Consider the following 23,760-nt stretch of genomic DNA (forward strand, 5'->3'; position numbering starts at 1 on the left):
CCGGGGGGAGGTCGTGATGGCGGGGTTGGTACTCGAGCCGGTCGAGGTCGCCGGGCCCACCCGGTGGCGGTGGCTGCTGCGCACCGAGGACGGCGAGCCGCTGGCCACTCATCAGGTGGCGGTGCCCGAGGGCGACTTCGAGTACGGCGGGTTCACCGACCTGTACCGGTGGCTGCGCTGGCAGGCCGACCCGCAGCGGCGGGTGACCTCGGAGGCGGAGCTGACCGCCCGGGTCGGCGGCTGGATCGGCCAGCACCTGCTCGGCGCGGAGGTGATGGAGGTCCTGCTGGACGAGGCGCCAGTCGCCGTCCGGATGCCGGTGCCGGCGCAGCTGGGCTTCCTGCCCTACCGGCCCTGGGAGCTCGCCACCTGGCAGGGCCAGGTACTCGGCCGCGAGGAGGTGGGGTTCGTCTTCGACCTGCCCGACACCCGCCGGCGGCCCCGCACCGGGCGGCAGGCCACGGAGGCGCTGCGGGTGCTCGCGTTGTTCAGCCTGCCTACAGGTGAAACGCCGCTGGGGCTGCGCCGCGAGCGGCACGCCCTGCAGCGGCTGATTCGGGGCATTGGGCAGGGGCAGTCCCCGCGGGCGGTGCAGCTGCGGGTACTGCAGTACGGCGTCACCCGCGACGCTCTCGAGAAGGCGGTCGACGATCAAGACGGCTGGGATGTGCTGCACGTGTCCGGGCACGCGGCCGCCGGAACCCTGGTGCTCGAGTGCGAGGACGGCACCCCCGACCCGATCGACGCCCCGGAGTTGGCCGAGCTGCTGTCGCCGATGCGCCGTCGGCTGCGGCTGGCGGTGCTCGCCGGCTGCGAGACCGGCGCGGCCACCGCCGCCGACACGCTGCGCCTGCTGGACTTGACCGCGCAGGCCGAACCGCTGGAGGAGCAGGCCCGGCAGGAAGCCGACAGCGCCGCGGCGGCCACGTCCGGCAGCGGGGGCGGCGCTGCCCCGGCGGCGGGCTGGTCGGGGCTGGGGCGGGCGCTGGTGGCCCGGCTCGGCTGCGCGGTGCTGGCCATGCGCTATCCGGTCATCGACGACTTCGCCATCGACCTGTCCGAGCGGCTCTACCGCGGCATCTTCCAGGACGGTCAGCCCCTCGATGTGGCCCTGGCCCGGGCGCTGCCGCGCGTGGCATCAACGCCGCCGTCGCTCGGGGCGCCGGCGGTGTCGCTGGCCACCCCGGCGCTGCTCGGCCCCGCCACCGGCCTCACGCTGCAGCCGCCGTCCGGGCGGGCGGCGCCGATCAGCGTGGCGCTGGCCGGCTTCCCCAACGAACCGCCCCGCTTCGTCGGCCGCACCAGAACGCTCACCGCAGCCCGCCGCGCGCTGCTGCCCGACTCCGGCCGATCGGGTGTGCTGCTGCACGGCATGGCCGGAGCGGGCAAAACCACCGCCGCGGTCGAGCTGACCTACCAGACCGCGGCCGGCTTCACCGCCGCCGCCTGGTGGACCGCCCCGCCGGCCGACCTATGGCCGACCGCCCTCAACAGCCTGGCGAACACGCTGGAGGCCCGGCTCAACCCGAACCTGGCCGGCTACGGCCTCAGCGTGCAGCTGGTCGGCAACACCGCCACCGACACGCTGCTCGACAACTACCTGCCGGTCTTCACCGAACTGATGAAGCAGGTTCGGCTGCTGCTGGTGCTGGACAACCTGGAGACCCTGCTCACCGACGGCGGCGACTGGAAGGACCCGCGCTTCGGCCGTGTGGTGGCCGCGCTGACCGGGCATGCCGGTGCCTCCCGGGTGGTGCTGACCAGCCGCACCACCCCGACCGGGCTCGACCCCGAGCGGGTCGATGTGCTGCCGGTGCACGCCCTGTCGAGGGACGAGGCGCTGCTGCTGGCCCGCGAACTACCCCATCTGCGCGCGCTGACCCACGACACCGAACCGGCCACCCGCACCACCAGCCCGCAGGTGACGGCCGACCGGGCGCTGCTGGCCCGCACGCTGACCGTGGTGCAGGGCCACCCGAAGCTGCTGGAGCTGGCCGACGCCACCGCCGCCGACCCCCAAGTTCTGGAGCAGCGGGTCGCCGCCGCCGAGACCGCCGCCGCTAACCGCGGCACCCCCCTGGCCGCCTTCCTCGAAACGGGACACAGCGAGGCCGATCCCGGCCAGCTGCTCGCCGCGCTGACCGGCTGGACCCGCGCCGCGGCCGGCGCGCTGCCCGAGCCGTCCCGGCTGCTGCTGCAGCTGCTCGCCGCCGCCGAACCCGACGACCGCACCAGCACCATCCTCGCCGCCAACTGGGCCGACCTGTGGCACCGGCTGGCCCGCCCCGGCGACCCGCCCCCCTGGCCCGACACCCTCGCCCCTCTCGTCGGCGCCGCGCTGGTGGAGCCCGAACCGGTCGGTGATCCTGGCGACCCGGACCGGCCGGTGCGCTACCGGCTGCACCCCGGCGTCGCCGACACCATCCGCACCGACACCCCGGCCGAGGTGCGCACCGCCGCCGACACCGAACTCGCCGCCTACTGGAACACGACGTTCCAGATCGCCCGAGAGCAGGAGCATCAGCAGGCGACCGGCTGGCTGGTGGTGCACGCCGCACTCGCCGCCGCCCCCTACCTGCTCCGTCTCCACAACTGGCAAGTCGCCAGCAGTCAGCTCGAGCACGCCCTGCGGCGCGACGGGTCCCCGGGCACGGTCGCCGCCGCCCTGCCCCACCTGCAGGCCATCGCCGAGGCCACCACCGGCACCGACCGCGAACTCATCGACCGCAGCGTCCTGGTCGGTGCCGTCGCCCAGATCGACCCAGCCGAGGGCGAACGCTGGCTGCGTACCGTCCTCGAGGCGGCCGACGACCGCGGCCAGCACCTGGTGGCTATAGCAACCGTCGGCGCCCTGGCCAACCTGCTGCGCGACCGCGGCCGCTACCGGGAGGCCCTCGCGATCGTCGACCGGATGGCGGAGCTGACCCGCCGAGCGGGCCTCGGCCCGTGGACCCAGCTGGCGGTCGATGGCCAGCGGCTGCAGCTGCTTTCCCTCACCGGCGACCCGCAGGCCGTCTTCGACGAGGTCCAGCAACTACGCAACCGCATGCACCAACTGCCCGACCAACCCGGCAACAACGAGAACGTCAACCCATTCAACGTCCGCGAGACCATCCTCGACACCGGCCGTACGGCCGCCCAGAACCTCGCCCGCTGGCAGGAGGCCCTCGACCTCAACGCCGAGCAACTCGACAGCAAGCGGCAGCGCGGTGCCGGCCCCTACGAGCTCGCCTACACCGCGTTCAACGACTACGGGCCGCTGATCCGCCTCGGGCGGCTGCCGGCGGTCGACCGGCTGCTGCAAGAGTGCCAGGACCCGTTCGAAGAGGCCGACGACACCAGGATGCTCGGCAAGGTCCTGTCCGCTCGCGCCGACCTCGCCGACGAGCAGGGACACCCCGAGGCTGCCATCCGCCTCGCAGAGATCGCCCTGCGCTACAGCTACGCCGCCCGCGACACCGACGGCATCGCGGTCCGCCACTTCAACCTCGCCTACTTCCAGCAACGCGCCGGCCGGGCCGCCGGGGTTTGGCTGGCCCACCGGCTCACTTCCACCCTGCTGGATCGACTCAACGGTGACCGCCGCCTGCAGGACGACCTCCGTTCCCTGGCCCGGGACCTCACCGACTCGGCCACCGCGGCGGACCTTCCCGCCACCGTCGGCCAGATCCGGACCGCCGTGGAAAAGGTCGAGGGCGTGCACCTCGGCGATCTGCTCAACACGCTGCAGCCCAATCGGGACCAGCACCAGGCCGCCCTAGACGAGATCATCTACTCCGCCCGCACCCTGGCGCCTGACCAGGCCTTTGACGTCCAGCGGCACCTCGGCTGGTGGGAGCCGGTGCTGGCCGCGGTCGCCGCCGCCACCGGCGGCAACCAGGCCGCGCAGGAAGAGGTGACCAAGTTCCTCGACGACTTCCCCGACGACTCCGACTGGGCGGCGCTGGTCCAGGTGCTGCGCCGCATCCTGGCCGGCGAACGCGACCCCGACATCCTGCTACCCGACCTGGACCCGGCGGACACCGCGATCGTCACCAGGCTGCTTGACGCTCTCGCTGGCCGCGTCCACCTTCAGCCACCTAGCACCCAGCCCGCACTCAGCACCGAGGACCCGATCGACCAGTGGGAGCCGGTACTGGCCGCCATCGCCGCCGCCAGCGGCGGCGACCAGACCGCCCGGCAGGAGGTGACCGGGTACCTCGACGGGCTGGCCGACGACTCCGCCTGGGCGGCGCTGGCCGGGGTGCTGCGCCGGGTGCTGGACGGCGAGCGCGATCCCCAGGCCCTGCTGGCCGGCCTGGACACGGTCGACACAACCATCGTCACCCGGCTGCTCGATGCCCTGGCCGGCCGCATCCAGCTCAACACCGGCAGCGACTTTGTGGCGAGCACGGACGAACTTGTCGGTCAGTGGGAGCCGGCACTGGCCGCGATCGTCGCTGCCAGCGGCGGCGACCAGACCGCCCGGCAGGAGGTGACCGAGTTCCTGGACGACTTCGACGAGGGCTCCGACTGGGCGGCACTGGCCGGGGTGCTGCGCCGGGTGCTGGCCGGGGAGCGCGACCCCGAGGTCCTGCTGGACGGCCTGGACGCGGTGGACACCGCGATCGCCGCCCGGCTGCTCGACGCCCTCGCCGGCCGCATCCAGCTCAACACCGGCAGCGATGTGCCCGAGGCCGAGGACGGGCCACGTCCATAGCCGTCAGCCTCGCCCCTCGCACACGGTGCTTCGGCTGCACGCAGGGGTCTTGGTGAACTCGGGCGAGCTGACCTACACCAGCGGCCGGACCGTCCTGACGCGGCGCTGGGTGTGGCGGCAGGGAATGGACGGCTCCGTCGAAGCAGCCCCGATCTCCAGGCTGGCCATCAACATCGACCTCCTGCCGCCGTCGTGCGCGGAGGGCATCACCAATCGCGTGAAGGAGCTTCTCCAGGCCTGTCATGCCCAGGATGTGCGGCAGCACCTCCTGACGGCCGACTCCCGACGGCCGTTCTGACGTGGCGGTGACCCTCTCCGCCGAGACCGGTTTCCCCAGCCTCCTCCTGAAAGTCGAGGCCCTACCTCCGGTCAGCGTCCACGGGGGCGACGGCCGCGGCACGACAGGACCATGCCTCGGCGCCCACCCCATACGCCACAACGGCGCCGGATGAGCACGTCCGCCCGCGCCGCACGCCCTCTGACCGCCGTGGCAGGTGATTGCCGATGACCGGCAGCCGGTGACCGTCGCCTGCACCCGGGCCGCCGCACGGCAGCCCACCGATCCTCTCAAGGAGGACCCGTTGTCCAGCCTCTCCCACACCCCGCGATGCCAGGCCTGCGAGGAGTTCCTCACCGGGCCGTCCATCGTGCACAGCCTGTGCCGCAAGTGCGTCGCGCAGTTCGCCGTCGCGTCCATCGACGAGCTGAGCCGGACCGACGACGCCATCTGCGACAGCAGCTTCCGTCTCGACCGGGCGATGCTCTGCCAGGCCCTCGTCCTCAACCCCGCCATCGACCCGGTGGACGGTCTGGGCTTGACCTTCGACTCCCCCTGGGGAGAGGACTTTCCACCGGGTGCAGCTGCTGTGGGTCCTCGCCGCCGAGGTCGACCACCTCCGCAGCCAGCTCGCCGAGGCGGCGACCACGCTCGGCGTGGACGGCCAGGCGCCTGGCGGCACGATATCCGCCCGGCTGCGTCAGCTGGTGACCGACCAGGAGCTCACCGTCGCGGAGCTGGAGGCCGGGCACCGCGAGCTGCAGCGAGTCGGCGAGGCCTACGACGAGCTGGCATGGTCCACAACTCGACCGTCCTGGACCTCGAAGCATCCGACGCGCGCGCGGCGCACCTGGCGGCAATCGCGCGCCGCGCACTGTTCGACTACCACAGCTGGGGCAAGCACCGCGGCTCGATCACCACGTGCCGCCAGTGCGCCGGCGACTGGGTTGTCGCCACCGCCGTCATCGAACGCTGACGCCGCCCCTCCCCCGCCCCGGGTCGTGCACAAGCACGGCCCGGGGCGTCGCGGCGTCAGACCTCCGGCAACGCGCAGCTCGGCCTCACCGAGAACGCCCGGACGAGCCGCGCTCCTCAAGCGGAACCGCCGAGAAGCGGGACCCGGGGAACTCGTGTGCCTCGTCGTGAGAACGGTAGGTCCCCCGGCCGGCCAGCTCGGCATGCGCAGTGGTCGAGATGCGGGCCGCCGCAGTGAAGTTGCGCCATCCGTACTTGTCCGCTCGGAGGATGCCTCTTCTACGTTGTGGTGGCGCTGATCGCTGCGGCGCGGTCGGGGTTCGCCCCGGCCGGGGGAGGTCGTGATGGCGGGGTTGGTGCTCGAGCCGGTCAACATCGAGGGCCCAGGGCGGTGGCGGTGGCTGCTGCGCACCGAGGACGGCGAGGCGCTGGCCACCCACCAGGTGGCGGTACCGGAGAACGATTTTGAGTACGGCGGGTTCACCGATCTGTACCGGTGGCTGCGCTGGCAGGCCGACCCGGACCGGCGGGTCACCTCGGAGGCGAAGCTGACCGCCCGGGTCGGCGACTGGATCGGACGGCATGCGTTGGGGCCGGAGGTGATGGCCGCGCTGCTGGAGGAGGCGCCGATCACCGTGCGGATGCCCGTGCCGGCGGAGATGGGGATTCTGCCGTACCGGCCGTGGGAGATCGCCTCCTTCCAGGGTCAGGTGCTGGCCCGCAAGAGGGTGGGGTTCGTCTTCGACCTGTCTGACACCCGCCGCCGCCCGCGCACCGCGCAGAACGCCGAGGCGGCAGGGCATCCGGTGCGGGTGCTGGCGCTGTTCAGCCTGCCCACCGGTGGGGCGGTGCTCGGGCTACGGCGGGAACGGCATGCCCTCCAGCAGCTGGTCAGTCAGCTCGGCCAGGGGCAGTCTCCGCGGGCGGTGCAGCTGCGGGTGCTGCAGTACGGGGTCACCCGCGACGCACTAACCGCCGCCGTTGACGATCAAGACGGCTGGGACGTGCTGCACGTGTCCGGTCACGGAGGTGCAGGCGTGCTGGTCCTGGAACATCCGGACGGCTCGCCGGATCCGCTCTCCGCGGGCGAGTTGGTGGACCTGCTCCATCCGATGCGCCGCCGGCTGCGGCTGGCGGTGCTGTCGGCGTGTGAGTCCGGCGCGGCTACCGCCGCCGAGATCCTGCGCATGCTGCAGTTGGCCGAGCAGGCTGAGGCGCTGGAGGCCCAGGCCAACGAAGAAACCGACGTCTCCTCGGCCGACGGGACTACGGCCGGGGCGGGGCAGCCCAGCGGAGCTGCGGCGTCGGACGGGTGGCCGGGGCTGGGCCGGGCGTTGGTGGCCCGGCTGGGCTGCGCGGTGCTGGCCATGCGTTACCCCGTCATCGACGACTTCGCCATTGACCTGACTGGGCAGCTATACCGCGGCCTGTTCCAGCACGGTCAGCCCCTGGACGTGGCGCTGGCCCGGGCGCTGCCCCGCGCCGCGCCCAACCCGCCGTCGCTGGGCGCGCCCGCAGTCTCACTGGCCACCCCCGCGCTGCTCGGCCCCGCCACCGCCCTTACACTGCAGCCTCCGCCCGGGCAGGCGGCGCCCATCAGCGTGGCGCTGGCCGGTTTCCCAGCCGAACCCGAGCGGTTCGTCGGCCGCACGCCCACCCTCACCCAAGCCCGCCACCTTCTGCTGGCGGGCTCCGGCCGAACCGGGCTACTGCTGCACGGCATGGCTGGCGCGGGCAAGACCACCGCCGCCCTAGAACTGGCCTATCAGACCGCCGCCACCTTCACCGCCGCCGCCTGGTGGACCGCCCCGCCGGCCGACCAGTGGCCAACCGGCCTCAACAGCCTGGCGAACGCGCTGGAGGCTCGGCTCAACCCGAACCTGGCCGGCTACGGCCTCAGCGTGCAGCTGGTCGGCAACAGCGAAACCGACCCCCTGCTGGACGACTACCTGCCGGTTCTCACCGAACTGGTGAAGCAGGTCCGGCTGCTGCTGGTGCTGGACAACCTGGAGACCCTGCTCACCGACCGCGGCGACTGGAAGGACCCGCGGTTCGGCCGGGTGATCGCCGCGCTGACGGCCCACTCGGGCGCGTCCCGGGTGGTGCTGACCAGCCGCATCGTCCCCGCCGGACTCGACCCCGAGCGGGTGGAGGTGCTGCCGGTGCACGCGCTGTCCCGGGACGAGGCGCTGCTGCTGGCCCGCGAACTCCCGCACCTGCGCGCCCTGGCCCACGACACCGAACCGGCCACCCGCACCACCAACCCTCGAGTGACCGCCGACCGGGCGCTGCTGGCCCGCACCCTCACCGTGGTGCAGGGCCATCCCAAGATGCTGGAGCTGGCCGACGCCACCGCCGCCGACCCCGCCGTGCTGGAGGCCCGGGTCGCCGCCGCCGAGGCCGCCGCCACCGCCCGCGGCACCCCGCTGGCCGCCTTCCTGAACACGGGCCACACCCAGGCCGAGCCCGGTCAGCTGCTCGACGCCCTGACCGGCTGGACCCGCGCCACGGCCGGCACCCTCCCGGAGGCTTCCCGGCTGCTGCTGCAGCTGCTGGCCGCCGCCGAACCCGACGACCGCACCAGCATCGTGCTCGACGGCAACTGGGCCGACCTGTGGCACCGGCTGGCCCGCCCCGGCGACCCACCCACGCTGCCCGACACCCTTCTCCCCCTCGTCGCGGCCGCGCTGGTCGAGGCCGAACCGGTCGGTGACCCCGAGGATCAGGACCGGCCGGTGCGCTACCGGCTGCACCCCGGCATCGCCGACACCATCCGCGTCGACACCCCGGCCGAGGTGCGCACCGCCGCCGACATCGAACTCGCCGCCTACTGGAACACGATGTTCAAGCTCGCCCGGGAGGGAGAGCATCAGCAGGCGACCGGCTGGCTGGTGGTTCGCGCCGCGCTGGCCGCCGCCCCCTACCTGCGTCGGCGCCGCGACTGGGAGACCGCCGGCTTCCTGCTTGAGCATGCTTTGCTGCGCGACCACTCCCCGGGCACGACCGCCGCCGCCCTGCCGCACCTTGAGGCCATCGCCGAGGCCACCACCGGCACCGACCGCGACCTCACCGACCAGGGCAAGCTGGCCCGCGCCGTCGCGCGCCTCGACCCCGCCGAGGGCGAACGCCAGCTGCGCGCCATCCTCGACCAGGCCGCCGACCGCGGCCAATACCAGCTGGCGACCGGGGTCGCCGGCGCGCTGGCCAACCTGCTCACCGGCCGCGGCCGCTACGCCGAGGCCCTCGCGACCGTCGACCGGATGGCGGAGCTGACCCGGCTCGCGGGGCTCGGCCCGTGGAGCCAGCTGGGGCGCGCCGGCCGGCGGCTGCAGCTCCTCGGGATCATCGGCGACCCGCAGCCGGTCCTGGATGAGGTCCAGCGGCTGCGCGAGCGCATGCACCAGCTGCCCGACCAGCGCGGCGACGATGAGGCCGTCGACCCGTGGAACGTCCGGGAGGGCATCCTCGACACCGGCCGCCAGGCCGCCGGGGACCTGGGCCGCTGGCAGGAGGCCCTCGACCTCAACGCCGAGCTACTCGACAGCAAGCGGCGCCGCGGCGCCGGCGAGTACGAGCTGGCCTACGCCGGGTTCAACGACTACGGGCCGCTGCTGGAACTCGGCCGCCTGTCGGAGGCCGATCGGCTGCTGCGCGCCTGCCAGGACCAGTTTGAACAGGCCGGCGACACGGGGATGCTCGGCAAGGTGCTGTCCGCGCGCGCCGACCGCGCCGACCGGCAGGGACACCGCGAGGCGGCCATCCGCCTGGAAGAGATCGCGCTGCGCTTCAAGTACGCCGCCGGCGATACAGAGACCATCGCGGTCAGCCACTACAACCTCGCCAACTACCAGCAGCGGTCCGGCACCGCCCCCGGCGTCTGGCTGGCCCACCGGCTCGCCGCCACCCTCCTGGACCGCCTCACCGGCGCCAGCGGCCTGCAGGACGACCTGCGCACCCTCGCCCGGGAGCTCACCGACCCCGCCACCACAGCCGCCCTTCCGCGCACCGTCGACCAGGTTCGGGACGCCGTGGAGCAGGTCGAGGGCGTCCGCCTCGGCGACCTGCTCGGTGCGCTGCAGCCGGACGCCGATCACCAGCAGGCCGCTCTCGACGAGATCATCCACACCGCCCGCACCCTCACCCTCGACCAGGCCCTCGGTGTACAGCCGCATCTCGACCGGTGGGAGCCGCGGCTGGCCGCGATCGTCGCCGCCACCGCCGGTGACCAGGCCGCCCGCGGACAAGTCGATGAACTCCTCGACAGCCTGGCCGACACCTCTGACTGGGCCGCGCTGACTCAAGCGCTGCGCCAGGTTCTCAGCGGCGAACGCGACCCCGAGACGCTGCTGGCCGACCTGGACCCGATCGACACCGCGATCGTCACCCGGCTGCTCGACGCCCTCGCCGGCCGGATCCGACTCCAGCCAGCGCCTGGCGCCCAGCCCGCACCCAGCACCGAGGACCCAGTCGGCCAGTGGGAACCGGTGCTGGCCGCGATCGCCGCCGCCACCGCCGGCAACCAGGCCGCTCGCCAGCAGGTCGACCAGCTGCTGGACAGCCTGGCCGACACCGCCGACTGGGCCGCCCTGGCCCGGGTACTGCGCCGGGTGCTCGCCGGCGAGCGCGACCCCGAGGCGCTGCTGCCCGGCCTGGACGCGATCGACACCGCGATCGTCACCCGGCTGCTCGACGCCCTCGCCGGCCGCGTCCGACTCCGCGCCGGCGGCGATCTCCCGGTCCCCGGCCCCCGAGGACGCGCTAGCCCCGTAGTTGTCGATCTCGCGCGCCGTGCATGGATGGCCGCTGCCCGACGGCTGCGTCGGACACCGCGCTGATGCCTGCCTCGGGACAAGCGGCGCTCTGACCGGTACTGGCGGCGTGTCGTCGGCGTGTCACGGCGGCCGTCGCAGCGAAGGGGTCCGCGGAGTGACGGGTGTGGCAGCGTGCTGTCCTCTCCCGGGGGGTGGTCGGGGTGGCTGGGCTGGTGCTCGAGCCGTTGGAGGTCGCCGGGCCTACGCGCTGGCGGTGGTTGCTGCGTACCGAGGACGGCGAGGCGCTGGCCTCCCACGAGGTGGCGGTGCCCGAGGCCGACTACGAGCACCGGGGGTTTGTCGACCTGTACCAGTTCCTGCGGTGGGAGTCGGACCTGGATCGGCGGCTGGCGTCGGAGGCGGAGCTGACCGCCCGGATCGGCGCCTGGATCGGTGAGCACCTCCTCGGGCCGGAGGTGATGGAGGCGCTTTTCCGGGAGGCGCCGGTCACCGTGCGGGTACCGGTCCCGCCGCCGCTGGGGTTCCTGCCGTACCGGCCGTGGACCATCGCCGCCCGGCAGGGCCGGGTGCTGGCCCGTGAGCAGGTGGGGTTCGTCTTCGATCTGCCCGCCCGCGCGCGCTCCTCGCTGGCGCAGCAGCCGGCGAAGACGTTGCGGATGCTGGCGTTGTTCAGCCTGCCCACCGGCGGCACCGTGCTGGGGCTGCGCCGGGAACGGCGGGCGCTGCAGCAGCTGATCAGCGAGCTCGGGCAGGGCCAGCAGCCGCGGGCGGTGCAGCTGCGGGTGCTGCAGTACGGCGTCACCCGCCAGGCGCTCGAGGCGGCGGTCGACGACGCCGACGGCTGGGACGTGCTGCACGTCTCCGGCCACGGCCGCACCGGGCAGCTGGTGCTGGAGACCCCGGACGGTGCTCCGGACCCGCTCGGCCCGGCGGAGCTGGTGGAGCTGCTGGTACCGATGTGGCGGCGGCTGCGGCTGGCGGTGCTGGCGGCGTGCGAGTCCGGCGCGGCCACCGCCGCCGAGCTGCGCCGGATGCTCGACCTGTCCACACAGGTTCACCAGCCGAGCACAGAGGACAGCGGGGTCGGCCCCGACAGGGGCGGCGCCGCGGAGCCTGTGGGGTGGCCCGGGCTGGGCCGGGCGCTGTTGGAGAAGCTGGGCTGCGCGGTGCTGGCGATGCGCTACCCGGTGATCGACGACTTCGCCATCGCCCTCACCGGGCACCTCTACCGCGGACTGCTCGAGCACGGGCAGACCCTCGATGTCGCGGCCGCCCGGGCGCTGTCCCGCGCCGCACCCGACCGGCCGTCCCTGTCGGCGCCGGCGGTGTCGCTGGCCACCCCGGCGCTGCTTGGCCCCGCCACCGGCCTGACGCTGCAGCCGCCGTCCGGGCGGGCGGCGCCGATCAGCGTGGCGCTGGCCGGCTTCCCCGACGAACCCGCGCGCTTCGTCGGCCGCACCGCCACCCTCACCCGCGCCCGGCGTGCGCTGCGGTATGGCTCCGGCCGGGCCGGGGTGCTGCTGCACGGCCCCGCCGGGGTCGGCACCACCACCGCCGCGGTCGAGCTGGCCTACCAGGCCGCCGGGACGTTCACCGCCGCGGCCTGGTGGACCGCCCCACCGGCCGGCCAGTGGGCCACCGCGCTGGCCAGCCTCGCGACCGCGTTGGAGACCCAGCTCAACCCCGCCCTCAACCCCGACCAGGACCCGACCGCCGCTGTGCTGCAGCTGGCCGGCAACACCAGCACCGACACCCGGCTCACCGGCTACCTGCCGGTGCTGACCCAGCTGCTCGAGCAGGCCCGGCTGCTCATCGTCCTCGACGGCCTGGACAGCGTGCTCACCTCAAGCGGCGGCTGGCTGGACCCCCGCTTCGGCCGGGTGATCGCCGCGCTGACCGGACACACCGGCGCCTCCCGGGTGGTGCTGACCAGCCGCACCGTCCCCACCGGGCTGGACACCGACCGGGTGGTGGCGCTGCCCGTCGAGGCCCTGACCTCCGACGAGGCGGTGCTGCTGGCCCGGGAACTCCCACACCTGCACGCACTGCAGCACGACACCGAACCGGCCACCGGCACCCCTGCCCCCCAGGTCGCGGCCGACCGCGCGCTGCTGGCCCGCACCCTCACCGTCGCCCAGGGCCACCCGAAGCTGCTCGAGGTCGCCGACACCCTCGCCGCCGACCCCACCGTCCTGCAGCAACGGGTCACCGCCGCCGAAATCGCAGCCACCCAGCCCGGCCCCTCTGGAGCCTCCGTGCCCGCCACCGGGGACGAGAAAGCCGACCCCGGCCAGGTTCTCGCCGCCCTCACCGGCGGCACAACCTAGCGGCACGCACTGCCCGACAGCTCAGCCCGTCGAGGAGGACGACCCCATGACCAGCACCACCCCGCAGGAACAGGTCGCAGGCATCCCCAATGAGAAGGTCGCCGCCGTCCTCGAGGAGCTGATCAAGGCGCTGCCCGGCCGCGCCTCCGCCGAGGACAACCGCGACAAGCTCGCCACCGCAGCCGGCGACCTCACACGTCTGGAGGTCATCGACGACGACACCGAGGAGGTGCACGAGGCTGACCCTGCAGACTTAGCGACCGACGGTGAACTCGCGGCATCGGAGGCAGCGCTGGCCCGCGCCGCGCTGAGCTACCTCGTTGCCTCCGACCCCGAGGCCGCGCGGCTGCTGCCCCGCGCCATCCAGCTCGTCAACGACCGAACCCGCGTCGAGCCGGTCACCATGCTCCTCGTCGGCGGCCTGGTCATCGCGGTGCTGCAGACCGAGGTCGAGTGGAACAGCGCCGAGAGCGGCCGCTGGAAGCTGCGCATCCACAAGCGCGCCATGCGTGACAGCACCATCGCCAGCCTCGTCCGCAGCGTCCTGCGCCTCAACGCACCCGGCCCGGGACAAGGCCAGTAGCCAGTCCCCTACAAAGATGCGCTACCGGATGGCGATGAAGTCCACGCCTTGTGGGAACGGTAGGTCTCCTGGCGAAACCGGCGCCGCGGTGCGGAGCTCATCTGCCGGGGGTCTACGGCGCCAGCCCCGGACAGCACCGAGGCCGCACGGTGCGTACTTCTCCGCTTGGGAGCTGCCTCTTCTACGTTGGGGTGGCGCTGGTCGCCGCGGCGCGGCCGGGCTTCGGCTCGGCCGGGGGGAGGTCGTGATGGCGGGGTTGGTGCTCGAGCCGGTCGAGGTCACCGGACCGACCCGGTGGCGGTGGCTGCTGCGCACCGAGGACGGCGAGGCGCTGGCCTCGCACGAGGTGGTGGTGCCGGAGGGCGACTTCGAGTTCGGCGGGTTCACCGATCTGTACCGGTGGCTGCGCTGGCAGGCCGACCCGGACCGGCGGGTGACCTCGGAGGCGGAGCTGACCGCCCGGGTGGGCGACTGGATCGGCCGGCACCTGCTCGGCGCGGAGGTGATGGAGGTCCTGCTGGAGGAGGCGCCGGTGATCGTGCGGGTGCCGGTCCCGGCGGCGCTGGGGTTCCTGCCGTACCGGCCGTGGGAGATCGCCGCCTGGCAGGGCCAGGTGCTGGCCCGCGAGCAGGTGGGGTTCGTCTTCGACCTGCCCGACACCCGCCGCCGGCCGCGCACCGCCGGGCAGGACCAGGACGGCACGCCGGTGCGGGTGCTGGCGTTGTTCAGCCTGCCCACCGGCGAGGCGCCGCTGGGGTTGCGCCGGGAGCGCCACGCCCTGCAGCAGCTCATCCAGGACGTCGGGCAGGGCCAGCAGCCGCGGGCGGTGCAGCTGCGGGTGCTGCAATACGGCGTCACCCGCGACGCGCTTCAGCGGGCGGTCGACGATCGCGGCGGATGGGACGTGCTGCACGTCTCCGGGCACGCGGCCGCCGGAACCCTGGTGCTCGAGCGCGAGGACGGCGCCCCCGACCCGATCGACGCCCAGGAGTTGGCCGAGCTGCTGGTGCCGATGCGCCGCCGGCTGCGGCTGGCGGTGCTGGCCGATCTGTGGACGGGAGGGCCGCCTGTGGACGCCGGGTCCCGGGACGTCACCCGGCGCGGTCAGCATCCACGCCGTGGCACGCGGATCAGGTCAGCCGGGGACCGTCGGGCAGCTCGAGGTCGGGCTTGTCCAGCTCCTCGACGTTGACGTCCTTGAAGGTCAGCACCCGGACGTTGCGCACGAACCGGGCCGGCCGGTACATGTCCCAGACCCAGGCGTCGGAGAGCTTGAGCTCGAAGTACACCTCGCCGCCGGCCTCCCGGACCTGCAGGTCGACGGAGTTGGCGAGGTAGAAGCGCCGCTCGGTCTCCACCACGTAGGTGAACTGCCGGACGATGTCCCGGTACTCGCGATAGAGCTGCAGCTCCATCTCGGTCTCGTACTTCTCCAGGTCCTCGGTGCTCATCGCGGCTCTCCGGACACGTGGCGCATGGCCCCATCATCGACCATGGCGCCGGAGCCGGTCAGCTGGAGTCCCCGAGCGGCGTGTGCGTCGCGGGCCCGGACCACGTTGACGAAGCGCTTCCGGTGCTCCGGACAGGGCCCGTACCGCTGCAGGGCGGCGTCGTGGGCGGCGGTGCTGTAGCCCTTGTGGACGGCGAAGTCGTACTCCGGCCAGCGCTCGTGCAGGTCGAGCATGATCCGGTCCCGCGTGACCTTGGCCAGCACCGACGCCGCCGCCACGCACGCCGCCACCCGGTCGCCCTTCCACACCGCGAGGGTGGGGCAGGCCAGCCCCGGGACGGGGAAGCCGTCGGTGAGCACGTAGTCCGCGCCGGGGTCGAGGGCCCACACCGCGCGGCGCAGCGCCTCGATGTTGGTCACGTGCATGCCGCGCGCGTCGAGGTCGGCGACCGGCAGGACGACCACCGACCACGCCTCGGCGCGGTCGACGACCTCCTCGTAGACCCGCTCGCGGGTCGCGGCGGTCAGCATCTTGGAGTCCGCGAGGCCGGGGACCCTCCCCCGGCGGCCGGCCGGCAGCACGCAGGCGGCGGCGACGAGCGGACCGGCGCAGGCACCGCGGCCGGCCTCGTCGGCGCCGGCGACCGCTGCGAAGCCGCGGCGGCGCAGGGAGCGCTCCATCTCCCACAGCGCGTCGGGCCGGTCGTCGGCGGCCGGGACGGCGCGGGTGCGGTTCCGCGGCCCGGGAGGAGCGGGGGTGGTACGGACGGCCATCGCGGTCCGACAGTACGACGCCGGCGAGGGACCGTGGGCGGCTGTCGCCCGGCGGGAACGCCAGGAGCCGGCCCCGGGGTCAGAGGGGCCGGCCCCTGGACGGTCGGCCGCCGGAGCGGCCGGGAGCGCCGAGGAGGCGGACGGTCCGCACGCCCCCGTGCAGGGCCCCTGGCCCCGTCCGGGTCCCGCCGGCCCCCTGCAGGGTCCTGCTGCGAGCTCGCGAGCAGCGGGAGCAGGGGGTCCGTCGACGAGGGTGGGAGGACGGGGTCCTCCTCCGAACGGGGGGGGGCAGGGCGGCCCCGCGCAGAGGCTCGCCGTGAGCCCGCGAACGGTGAGGACGGGGTCCTCAGGCCCCGGCCTCGGCGGGGGCCAGGGCGTGGGCGCCGCAGGTGCAGGCGGCGGGGGTGCGGGAGGAGAGCACCAGGGAGACGGCATGCGCCCGGTCGCGGGCACCCAGCTTGCGCAGGATGGCCTTGACGTGGGACTTGACGGTGTCCTCGCTGATGAACAGGTTGCGGCCGATCTGCCGGTTCGACTGGCCCTGGATCAGCTCGTCGAGGACGTCGGACTCGCGGCGGGTGAGCGGCACCTCGGGGGTGAACGGCTTGGCGGCCGGAGCGGCCGACGGCTCGACCCGGCGGATCTGCGGGTCGACGACGGTGCGGCCGGCGCGGGCGGCCAGGATGGCCCAGCCGAGCAGGGTCGGCGAGGTGTTGATCATCAGGTAGCCGCGGACGCCGGCGGCCAGGGCCTCGTTCACCACGGCCGGGTCCTCGGAGGTGCCCAGGGCCACGATGGTCACCCGGGGGTACCGGCGGCGCAGGTCGCGGCAGGCGTTCAGGGTCGCGGCGCGGCCCTGGCCCAGCTCCACGACCACCGCGTCGGGGCGGGCGGTCTCGACCAGCGTGAGGGCGCGGCGCAGCTCGCCCGGAGTCCCGACCGACTGCATGCCGGCGGTCTCGTTCACCATGCTCACGAGCCCACGGCGCAGGACGGGGGCGTCGGCGAGGATGAGCACGCGGGTGACGCCGCGGGCGGCGCTCGCCATGGGTGCGGACACAATGACTCCGTTTCACACGTTCGGGGAACTTCTCACGATCTCCATCGGACGGGTGAGACGGGTGCTTGAACGCTTTTCCAACATTTCCTGAGAAAATCTTCCGGCACCACTTCGAGCCGCGACCAGTCACACGAGAAACGGCGGAATGGCGACCCGCTGCATTCGTGTCGACATGGCGACGCCATTCCGAGGGGAGCCCGGGAGCGAGTCGACCCGCACGCCCCGGGGTGCCGGGAGGTGCGGGTCGAGGGAGGACCGCGGGATCCGTCAGTCGCCGCGGGACCGGCGTCGTCGCCGTCGCCAGGCGGTGAGCGGCACCGCGCCCACCAGCCCCATGGCGTACGGGGCGGCGACCGCCGCGGCGCCGGAGACCGGCACGCCGGCCGCCTCGGTCCCCTGGATGTCGGGTGAGCCGAGCGTGCCGAAACGGTCGAGCGGCCAGACGATCAGCGCGGCCTTGCCGACGACGTCGTCCACGGCGACCGTTCCGGACCACTCGTCACCGATGTGCGCCTTGGAGTCCGCCGACGCCGAGCGGTGGTCACCCATGACCCACAGCCGACCCTCGGGGACGGTGACCGGACCGAACGCCCGGCTCTCCAGCGGGGTGTTCTCGAAGACGTAGGGCTCGTCGAGCGGCTCGCCGTCCACCGTGACCCGGCCCTCGGGGTCACAGCACTGCACCGTCTGGCCGCCGGTGGCGATGACCCGCTTGACGAAGTCGTCCTCGCTCGGCGGCGCCACCCCGATGGCGCGGCCCAGCCACAGCAGGCCGCTGGAGAGCCAGTTGCCCGGCTCCTGGACGTCCACCTCCGGCGACCAGCTCTCCGGCCCCTCGAAGACGACGATGTCGCCGGGCTCGGGCTCACCGAACCAGTAGGGCACCTTGTTGACCAGCACGCGGTCGCCGGTGCAGCCGGGACAGCCGTGCAGCGTCCGCTCCATCGAGCCCGACGGGATGAAGAACGCCTGCACCAGGAAGGTCTTCACCAGCAGGGCGAGCACGAAGGCGATGAGCAGGAGCACCGGCAGCTCGCGGATCAGCGAGCCCTTGTCGGCCTCTGCCCGCCGGCGGGCGGCGCGGCCAGCGGGACGGCGGCCGGGGCCGGTGTCGGCCGTGGACCCGGTCGCCTGGGGGTCCTCCCCCTCCGGAACGACGTCGGCGGGCCTCCCGGGCCGGTCACTGCTCATCGGAGTCAGCGTACGGCCGCGGAAGACCCGCCGTGGTCAGGCCGGACCGGCCTGCGTCGTGTCAGCGCGGAGCGTCAGCGCGAGACGGTCTCGCGCTTCTCCTTGATCTTGGCGGCCTTGCCGCGCAGCTCGCGCAGGTAGTACAGCTTGGCGCGGCGCACGTCACCGCGGGTCAGCACCTCGATCTTCTCGACGACCGGGGTGTGCACCGGGAAGGTGCGCTCGACGCCGACACCGAAGCTGACCTTGCGGACGGTGAAGGTCTCGCGGATGCCCCCGCCCTGCCGGCGGATGACCACGCCCTGGAAGACCTGGATGCGGGAGCGGTTGCCCTCGATGACGCGCACGTGCACCTTGACGGTGTCACCCGGGCGGAACTCGGGGATGTCGTCGCGCAGCGAGTCGGCGTCGAGTACGTCCAGGGTGTTCATCGCGGCAGTCCTGTCCTAGCGGTCATGTCGGTGCGGTGCGGACGCAGGCGCCCCCGGCTGTCCGATCCGGGGCGCTGCGCTCCGGGAGGAGCTCGCCGTCGACGGGGCGATGCGTCCGCAGCAGCTCTCTACTGTGCCACATCTTCAGCCGACGAAGCGCGGCGGCCCCGTCCACGGGCCGGCGGACAAGTCCGGCAGCAGGTCGGCCAGCTCCCGCGGCGCGAAGGTCTCGCCACTCGCGGCGACCTCCTCGGCGCTCCACCAGCGGTGCGGCTCGGCGCCGAGCCGCTCGAGCTCGGTGCGCCCGCTCGCGTCCACCTCGTGCACCACGTCCCGCAGCACGAAGAAGGTCTCCCGCGAGTCGATCTGCACGCCGGCGAACGGGCCGACGTGCCGCCGGAACCACACCGGCCCCTCGAGCTGCGCGGGGTCGACGACCAGGCCGATCTCCTCGGCGAGCTCCCGGGCGGCGGCCTCCCGCACGCCCTCCCCCGGCTCCACGCCACCGCCGGGGGTGTACCAGAACAGCACGTCGCCCGGCGGGACGGCGGGGTCGGTGAGCCGGGCGCCGAGCAGCAGCACCCGCCCGGACGGGTCGAGGACGACGACGCGGGCGGTCGGCCGCACCAGCGCTCGCCCACCCACCCGGCGGCCGGTCACTCGTCGAGGACGGCGCGGTCGGCGGCGGTGAGCGCGCCCTCGGGCAGCGCCGCGAGCAGGTCCGGACGCCGGGCCGCGGTCCGCCGCAGCGACTCCGCGCGCCGCCAGCGGGCGATCGCGGCGTGGTCGCCGGACAGCAGCACCGGTGGGACGTCGTGGCCGCGCCAGGACGCCGGGCGGGTGTAGGCCGGCCCCTCGAGCAGGCCGTCGGCGTGCGAGTCGTACTCGACGGACTCCCGGTTGCCGACGACGCCGGGCAGCAGCCGGGTCACGGCCTCGACCATGACCAGCACCGCCGACTCGCCACCGGCCAGCACGTAGTCGCCGATCGAGACCTCCGACACCGGCCCGGCCTCGGCGGCCCAGTCGGCGACCCGCTGGTCGATGCCCTCGTAGCGGCCGCAGGCGAAGACCAGGCCGGGCTCACGCGCCCACTCGGCGGCCACGGCCTGGGTGAACGGACGGCCGGCGGGGGTCGGCACGACCAGGCGGGTGCCCGGCGGGCGGACGGCCTCCAGCGCCCGGGCCCACGGCTCGGGCTTCATGACCATGCCCGGGCCGCCGCCGTAGGGGGCGTCGTCGACGGTGCGGTGGACGTCGTCGGTCCACTGCCGCAGGTCGTGCACGCCGACGCTGACCAGGCCGCGCTCGGCGGCCTTGCCCAGCAGCGACTGCCGCAGCGGCGCCAGGTACTCGGGGAAGATCGTGACGACGTCCACCCGGAACGGCGGGCTCGGCGCTCCCGCTCCGCTCCCGCCCGGCGGAGCCGGCTCGGTCACAGAGCCGCTCACAGGTCGAGCAGCCCCTCGGGCGGGTCGACCACGAGGGAGCCGCCGGCGAGGTCGACGGTCGGGACGATCGCCGTCACGAACGGCACGAGGAGCTCCCCGCCGTCGACCCGGCGGACGACGAGCAGCTCGGCGCCCTCGTGGCGGACGGCGTCCACCGTGCCCAGCTCGGTGCCGTCGGGCAGGCGGGCGGTCAGGCCGACCAGCTGGTGGTCGTAGAAGACGTCGGGGTCCTCGAGCGCGGGCAGCTCGGCGACGGGGACGTGCAGCTCGGTGTTGCGCAGCTCCTCGGCCGCCTCGCGGCTCTCGACGCCCTCGATGGCGAGCAGCAGCACCTCGCGGTGCCAGCGTCGGCCGGCCACGGTGAGCGGCCCGCGGTCGACGGGGTCGGTGCGCAGGACCGCACCCGGCGCGAACCGGAGGTCCGGGTCGTCGGTGCGGACCTCGACGGTCACCTCACCACGGACACCGTGGGGCCGGCCGATGCGGCCGACCACCACGGTGTCGGTGGGGTCGTTCGGTTCTGCGTTCACCACGGTGGTGCTCAGGATGAGGCGCTCAGCGCCCGTCGGTGTCGACGACGTCGACCCGCAGGCCGCGGCCGCCGACGCCGGTCATCACCGTGCGCAGCGCCTTGGCGGTGCGGCCGCCGCGGCCGATGACCTTGCCGAGGTCGTCGGGGTGCACCCGGACCTCGAGGGTCTTGCCGCGACGGTTGGTGAGCAGGTCGACCGTCACGTCCTCGGGGTGGTCGACGATGCCCTTGACCAGGTGCTCGAGCGCCTCTTCGAGCACGGTCTCACTCGGCGGGCGTCTCGGCGGGGGCGTCGCTCGCCGCCGCGTCGTCGGCCTTGGGAGCGGCCTTCTTCCTCGGGGTGGTGGCGCCGGCGGCCGGCTCCTCACCCGAGGCGCGGACGGCCTCCTCGTAGAGGGCCTTCTTGTCCGGCTTCGGGGCGGCGACCTTCATGGGCGGCGGCGCGGCCTCGCCCTTGAACTTCTGCCAGTCACCGGTGACCCGGAAGATGGCCGCGACCGGCTCGGTCGGCTGCGCGCCGACACCCAGCCAGTACTGCGCCCGCTCGGAGTCGACCTCGATGAAGGAGGGCTCCTCCTTCGGGTGGTACTTGCCGATCGTCTCGATGACGCGACCCTCGCGCTTGGTGCGGGAGTCGGCGACGACGATGCGGTAGTACGGCGCGCGCATCTTGCCCAGGCGCATGAGCTTGATCTTGGTGGCCACGGTGTGTGGTGTTCTCCTCGAACGCAGGTCGTGTGCCCGCCCGGAGCGACGCGTGGGGGTACGCCGGGGGCGGTGCGGCTGGACACGGCCGGCAACGGTGAGAGGGCCGCCCACCGCCGTGTTCGACCGTCCATCATGCCAGATCCGCGCGACCGGCCTCTCCGGCCGGGGCGGCGGCGTCCACCGGTCCCACCGGTTGGACCTCCACGCGGTTGTCCGAGAAGGTCGGCGCGCGGCCCAGGTCGGCGAAGACCGAGGGGCTCAGCGCGTTGACCGTGGCCCCGCGGGAGTGCTTGCGCCACGCCCCCATCGGGAAGACCACCACGCCGGGCGCGACGTCGGCCGTGACGTGCAGCCGAGCGGTGAAGCGGCCCCGGTCGTTGACCACGGAGACCTCCGCGCCCTCGGCGAGGCCCCGAGCGGCCGCGTCGTCCGGGTGCATGTGCAGGGCCGGTCCCCCCTGCACGCGCTGCTGGCCCGGCCGGTCGGCGAAGCTGGAGTTCAGGTAGGCGTGCGACTTCGGCGACAGCAGGGTGAGCGGGTGGCGGCCGGAACCGGCCGACTCCCGTGGCGGCACGTAGTGCGGCAGCGGGTCCACCGGCTCACCGGGCTGGTGCTCGTTCGAGCCCTGACGGAACAGCGGGAGCACGAAGTTGCCGCCGGCAGCCGCGGACGAGACGAACTCCACCTTCCCCGACGGCGTCGGGAAGCCGCCCTGGGCGTGCGGGGCGTACTCGTCGGGGCCGGGGAGGCGCAGCCGGGCCCAGCCGTCGCGGGCCAGGGTCTCCGGCGTGATGCCCGCCATCACCGGGGAGGACCAGTCGAACGCCTCGGCGACCATCTGCTCGTCGGTGCGGGTGAACACCGGCTCGGTGAAGCCCATCCGCGCGGCCAGCCGGCGGAACAGCTCGGTGTTGGGCACCGCCTCCCCCAGCGGCGCCACCGCGGGCTCGTTCATCGTCACGTAGAAGTGGCCCCACGAGAACATCAGGTCCCGCTGCTCCAGCTGCGTCGTCGCGGGCAGCACGATGTCGGCGTAGTCGGCCGTGTCGGTGAGGAAGTGCTCGCTGACGACGGTGAACAGGTCCTCGCGCGACAGCCCGGCGACCATCCGGTCCTGCTCGGGGCAGACCACCAGCGGGTTGCTGTTGTAGACCATCAGGGCCCGGATCGGCGGGTCCAGCGCCAGCTCACCGGTCAGCGCGCGACCGAGCAGCCACTGGTTGACCACGCGGGTGCCGGGCCGGATGAACTCCGCGCCGAGGAACGCCGGCCAGTTGACCGGGAAGGCCCACAGCGGCAGCTGCAGCAGTCCGCCACCGGGCTCGCGCCAGGCGCCGGTGAGGGCCGGCAGGCAGGAGATCGCCCGCACGGTCTGCCCGCCGCCGGCGTGCCGTTCGATCGCGACCCCGATGCGGATCACCGAGGGGCTGGCCGCGGCGTACTCGCGGGCCAGCGTCCGGATGTCCTCGGCCGGGATGCCGGTCTCCCCGCTCGCCCACTCCGGGGTGTACTGCCGCACCCGCTCGGCCAGCTCGTCGAAGCCGACGGTGTAGCGCGCGACGTAGTCCTCGTCGGTCAGCCCCTCGCCGATGATCACGTGCGCCATGGCCAGGGCCAGCGCCCCGTCGGTGCCCGGACGGATCGGGATGTACCAGTCGGCGTGCTGCGCGGTCCGGTGCCGGACGGGGTCGATGACGACGACCTTGGCCCCGCGCCGCTGTGCCTCGGCGACGAACGGCCACAGGTGCAGGTTGGTGCTGAGCATGTTGTTGGCCCAGATCACGATGTAGCGCGCGTGCACGAAGGACTCCGGGTCGACGCCGGCGGTCGCTCCGACCGTCATCGCGTAGGCGGTGCACGAGCCGGAGTCGCAGTACGTGCGCTCGCTGATGGTCGCCCCGAGCCGGTTGAAGAACGGGTCGCCGACGTTGAGGCCGTTGAGGATGCCCTGGGTGCCCAGGTAGCTGACCGGCATGATCGCCTCGGGCCCGGAGGTCTCGGCGATCTCCCGGAAGCGGCCGGCGATCTCGTCCAGGGCGTCGTCCCAGGAGATCCGCTCGAACTGCCCGCCGCCCTTGGGGCCGGTGCGCCGCAGCGGGTGCAGCACGCGGTCCTCGCTGTAGACCGTGCGCTCGTAGTCGTTCATCTTCACGCAGAGCCCGCCGCGGGTGAACGGGTGGGAGCGGTCGCCGCGGACCCGGGTGGCGCGGCCGTCCTCGACGGTCACCTCGAGCGCGCAGGTGTCCGGGCAGTCGCACGGGCAGGCGCCGCGAACCGTCGTCGTCCCCGGCATCGGCAGGTCGGTCACCGACATGGTCGCCTCCTCCCAGGCGCCGGTGGCCCGGCGCGGTGCGGCGATCGTGGCGCGCGGGGTCCCGCCCGGCTCGACGCTGCGTGCCAGGTCCTCGACCGCGGGTGCCTTCCCCCCGCTGGAGGCGCATGGCACCCTCGGGCCGTCGTCCGCCGGATCCGGGGCGCCGGGTCCGGCACGCGCCGCGCGACTCGCGCGGCCGACCGCCAGCGAGGCCGC

General features: G+C 73.9%; 18 protein-coding genes. 7 read left to right on the forward strand and 11 right to left on the reverse strand.

Features of this window, described 5'->3' with window-relative positions; translation table 11 throughout:
- Nucleotides 1–16: 16 nt before the first annotated feature.
- The 7 genes from BLS21_RS00245 (at nucleotide 17) to BLS21_RS00275 (ending at nucleotide 14,825) form a co-directional block, all read left to right on the forward strand.
- Nucleotides 17–4,699, forward strand: a complete 4,683-nt coding sequence (locus BLS21_RS00245; RefSeq protein ID WP_139176980.1) for a CHAT domain-containing protein — start codon at nucleotides 17–19, stop codon at nucleotides 4,697–4,699.
- Between the two features lie 52 nt (nucleotides 4,700–4,751).
- Nucleotides 4,752–4,997 (forward strand): hypothetical protein, encoded by a 246-nt coding sequence (locus BLS21_RS00250; protein WP_139176981.1) that lies wholly within the window; start codon nucleotides 4,752–4,754, stop codon nucleotides 4,995–4,997.
- A 772-nt stretch (nucleotides 4,998–5,769) separates the two neighbouring features.
- Nucleotides 5,770–5,952: a hypothetical protein gene (locus tag BLS21_RS00255; protein WP_091212368.1), complete on the forward strand. Its 183-nt coding sequence runs from the start codon at nucleotides 5,770–5,772 to the stop codon at nucleotides 5,950–5,952.
- 343 nt (nucleotides 5,953–6,295) lie between these two features.
- On the forward strand, nucleotides 6,296–10,786 hold the full coding sequence (locus tag BLS21_RS26115; protein WP_091212371.1) for a CHAT domain-containing protein: 4,491 nt from the start codon (nucleotides 6,296–6,298) through the stop codon (nucleotides 10,784–10,786).
- A gap of 137 nt (nucleotides 10,787–10,923) precedes the next feature.
- Nucleotides 10,924–13,050 carry a CHAT domain-containing protein gene (locus BLS21_RS00265; protein WP_091212373.1) on the forward strand — a complete coding sequence of 709 codons (2,127 nt, stop codon included), beginning with the start codon at nucleotides 10,924–10,926 and terminating at the stop codon, nucleotides 13,048–13,050.
- A gap of 46 nt (nucleotides 13,051–13,096) precedes the next feature.
- Nucleotides 13,097–13,633: a hypothetical protein gene (locus BLS21_RS00270; RefSeq protein ID WP_091212376.1), complete on the forward strand. Its 537-nt coding sequence runs from the start codon at nucleotides 13,097–13,099 to the stop codon at nucleotides 13,631–13,633.
- A gap of 247 nt (nucleotides 13,634–13,880) precedes the next feature.
- A complete protein-coding gene (locus BLS21_RS00275; protein ID WP_091212378.1) occupies nucleotides 13,881–14,825 on the forward strand; it encodes a CHAT domain-containing protein in 945 nt (314 codons plus the stop codon).
- On the opposite strand, the gene BLS21_RS00280 is transcribed toward BLS21_RS00275, so the two are convergent.
- From BLS21_RS00280 to BLS21_RS00330, 11 genes are all read right to left on the reverse strand, one after another.
- On the reverse strand, nucleotides 14,764–15,084 hold the full coding sequence (locus BLS21_RS00280; protein WP_012949990.1) for a DUF2469 domain-containing protein: 321 nt from the start codon (nucleotides 15,082–15,084) through the stop codon (nucleotides 14,764–14,766). The genes BLS21_RS00275 and BLS21_RS00280 overlap by 62 nt on opposite strands.
- Nucleotides 15,081–15,857: a ribonuclease HII gene (locus tag BLS21_RS00285; RefSeq protein WP_091212381.1), complete on the reverse strand. Its 777-nt coding sequence runs from the start codon at nucleotides 15,855–15,857 to the stop codon at nucleotides 15,081–15,083. The genes BLS21_RS00280 and BLS21_RS00285 overlap by 4 nt, the downstream gene beginning before the upstream one ends.
- 346 nt (nucleotides 15,858–16,203) lie before the next feature.
- Nucleotides 16,204–16,917 carry a response regulator transcription factor gene (locus BLS21_RS00290; protein WP_245699830.1) on the reverse strand — a complete coding sequence of 238 codons (714 nt, stop codon included), beginning with the start codon at nucleotides 16,915–16,917 and terminating at the stop codon, nucleotides 16,204–16,206.
- Nucleotides 16,918–17,184: 267 nt separating this feature from the next.
- The gene (gene lepB, locus BLS21_RS00295) at nucleotides 17,185–18,108 is read right to left on the reverse strand and encodes a signal peptidase I (protein WP_091212386.1); all 924 of its coding nucleotides are present in this window, start codon (nucleotides 18,106–18,108) and stop codon (nucleotides 17,185–17,187) included.
- Nucleotides 18,109–18,182: 74 nt separating this feature from the next.
- Entirely contained in the window at nucleotides 18,183–18,539 is a 357-nt protein-coding gene (gene rplS, locus BLS21_RS00300; protein ID WP_012949994.1) for a 50S ribosomal protein L19, read from the reverse strand.
- Nucleotides 18,540–18,683: 144 nt separating this feature from the next.
- The gene (locus BLS21_RS00305) at nucleotides 18,684–19,166 is read right to left on the reverse strand and encodes an NUDIX domain-containing protein (RefSeq protein ID WP_245699833.1); all 483 of its coding nucleotides are present in this window, start codon (nucleotides 19,164–19,166) and stop codon (nucleotides 18,684–18,686) included.
- A 29-nt stretch (nucleotides 19,167–19,195) separates the two neighbouring features.
- On the reverse strand, nucleotides 19,196–19,990 hold the full coding sequence (gene trmD, locus BLS21_RS00310) for a tRNA (guanosine(37)-N1)-methyltransferase TrmD (protein ID WP_245699836.1): 795 nt from the start codon (nucleotides 19,988–19,990) through the stop codon (nucleotides 19,196–19,198).
- Complete coding sequence (rimM, locus tag BLS21_RS00315; RefSeq protein WP_091213649.1) at nucleotides 19,987–20,520, reverse strand: ribosome maturation factor RimM; 534 nt, start codon at nucleotides 20,518–20,520, stop codon at nucleotides 19,987–19,989. Before rimM ends, trmD begins: the two co-directional genes overlap by 4 nt.
- A 25-nt stretch (nucleotides 20,521–20,545) precedes the next feature.
- Nucleotides 20,546–20,782, reverse strand: a complete 237-nt coding sequence (locus BLS21_RS00320) for an RNA-binding protein (RefSeq protein WP_091153035.1) — start codon at nucleotides 20,780–20,782, stop codon at nucleotides 20,546–20,548.
- Between the two features lie 4 nt (nucleotides 20,783–20,786).
- Nucleotides 20,787–21,227, reverse strand: a complete 441-nt coding sequence (rpsP, locus tag BLS21_RS00325; protein ID WP_091212391.1) for a 30S ribosomal protein S16 — start codon at nucleotides 21,225–21,227, stop codon at nucleotides 20,787–20,789.
- 133 nt (nucleotides 21,228–21,360) lie between these two features.
- Nucleotides 21,361–23,544, reverse strand: coding sequence for a molybdopterin-containing oxidoreductase family protein (locus tag BLS21_RS00330; RefSeq protein WP_091212394.1), 2,184 nt, complete (start codon nucleotides 23,542–23,544; stop codon nucleotides 21,361–21,363).
- Nucleotides 23,545–23,760: the final 216 nt, after the last annotated feature.

The sequence above is a fragment of the Geodermatophilus siccatus genome, from assembly GCF_900103785.1.
Taxonomy (GTDB): Bacteria; Actinomycetota; Actinomycetes; order Mycobacteriales; family Geodermatophilaceae; genus Geodermatophilus; species Geodermatophilus siccatus.

Bases quoted from the DNA above. Each gene is read 5' to 3' on its own strand.
- BLS21_RS00245 (WP_139176980.1), top strand. From the start codon at position 17: ATGGCGGGGTTGGTACTCGAGCCGGTCGAGGTCGCCGGGCCCACCCGG.
- BLS21_RS00255 (WP_091212368.1), top strand. From the start codon at position 5,770: ATGGTCCACAACTCGACCGTCCTGGACCTCGAAGCATCCGACGCGCGC.
- BLS21_RS26115 (WP_091212371.1), top strand. From the start codon at position 6,296: ATGGCGGGGTTGGTGCTCGAGCCGGTCAACATCGAGGGCCCAGGGCGG.
- BLS21_RS00270 (WP_091212376.1), top strand. From the start codon at position 13,097: ATGACCAGCACCACCCCGCAGGAACAGGTCGCAGGCATCCCCAATGAG.
- BLS21_RS00275 (WP_091212378.1), top strand. From the start codon at position 13,881: ATGGCGGGGTTGGTGCTCGAGCCGGTCGAGGTCACCGGACCGACCCGG.
- BLS21_RS00280 (WP_012949990.1), bottom strand. From the start codon at position 15,084: ATGAGCACCGAGGACCTGGAGAAGTACGAGACCGAGATGGAGCTGCAG.
- BLS21_RS00285 (WP_091212381.1), bottom strand. From the start codon at position 15,857: ATGGCCGTCCGTACCACCCCCGCTCCTCCCGGGCCGCGGAACCGCACC.
- lepB (WP_091212386.1), bottom strand. From the start codon at position 18,108: ATGAGCAGTGACCGGCCCGGGAGGCCCGCCGACGTCGTTCCGGAGGGG.
- rplS (WP_012949994.1), bottom strand. From the start codon at position 18,539: ATGAACACCCTGGACGTACTCGACGCCGACTCGCTGCGCGACGACATC.
- BLS21_RS00330 (WP_091212394.1), bottom strand. From the start codon at position 23,544: ATGTCGGTGACCGACCTGCCGATGCCGGGGACGACGACGGTTCGCGGC.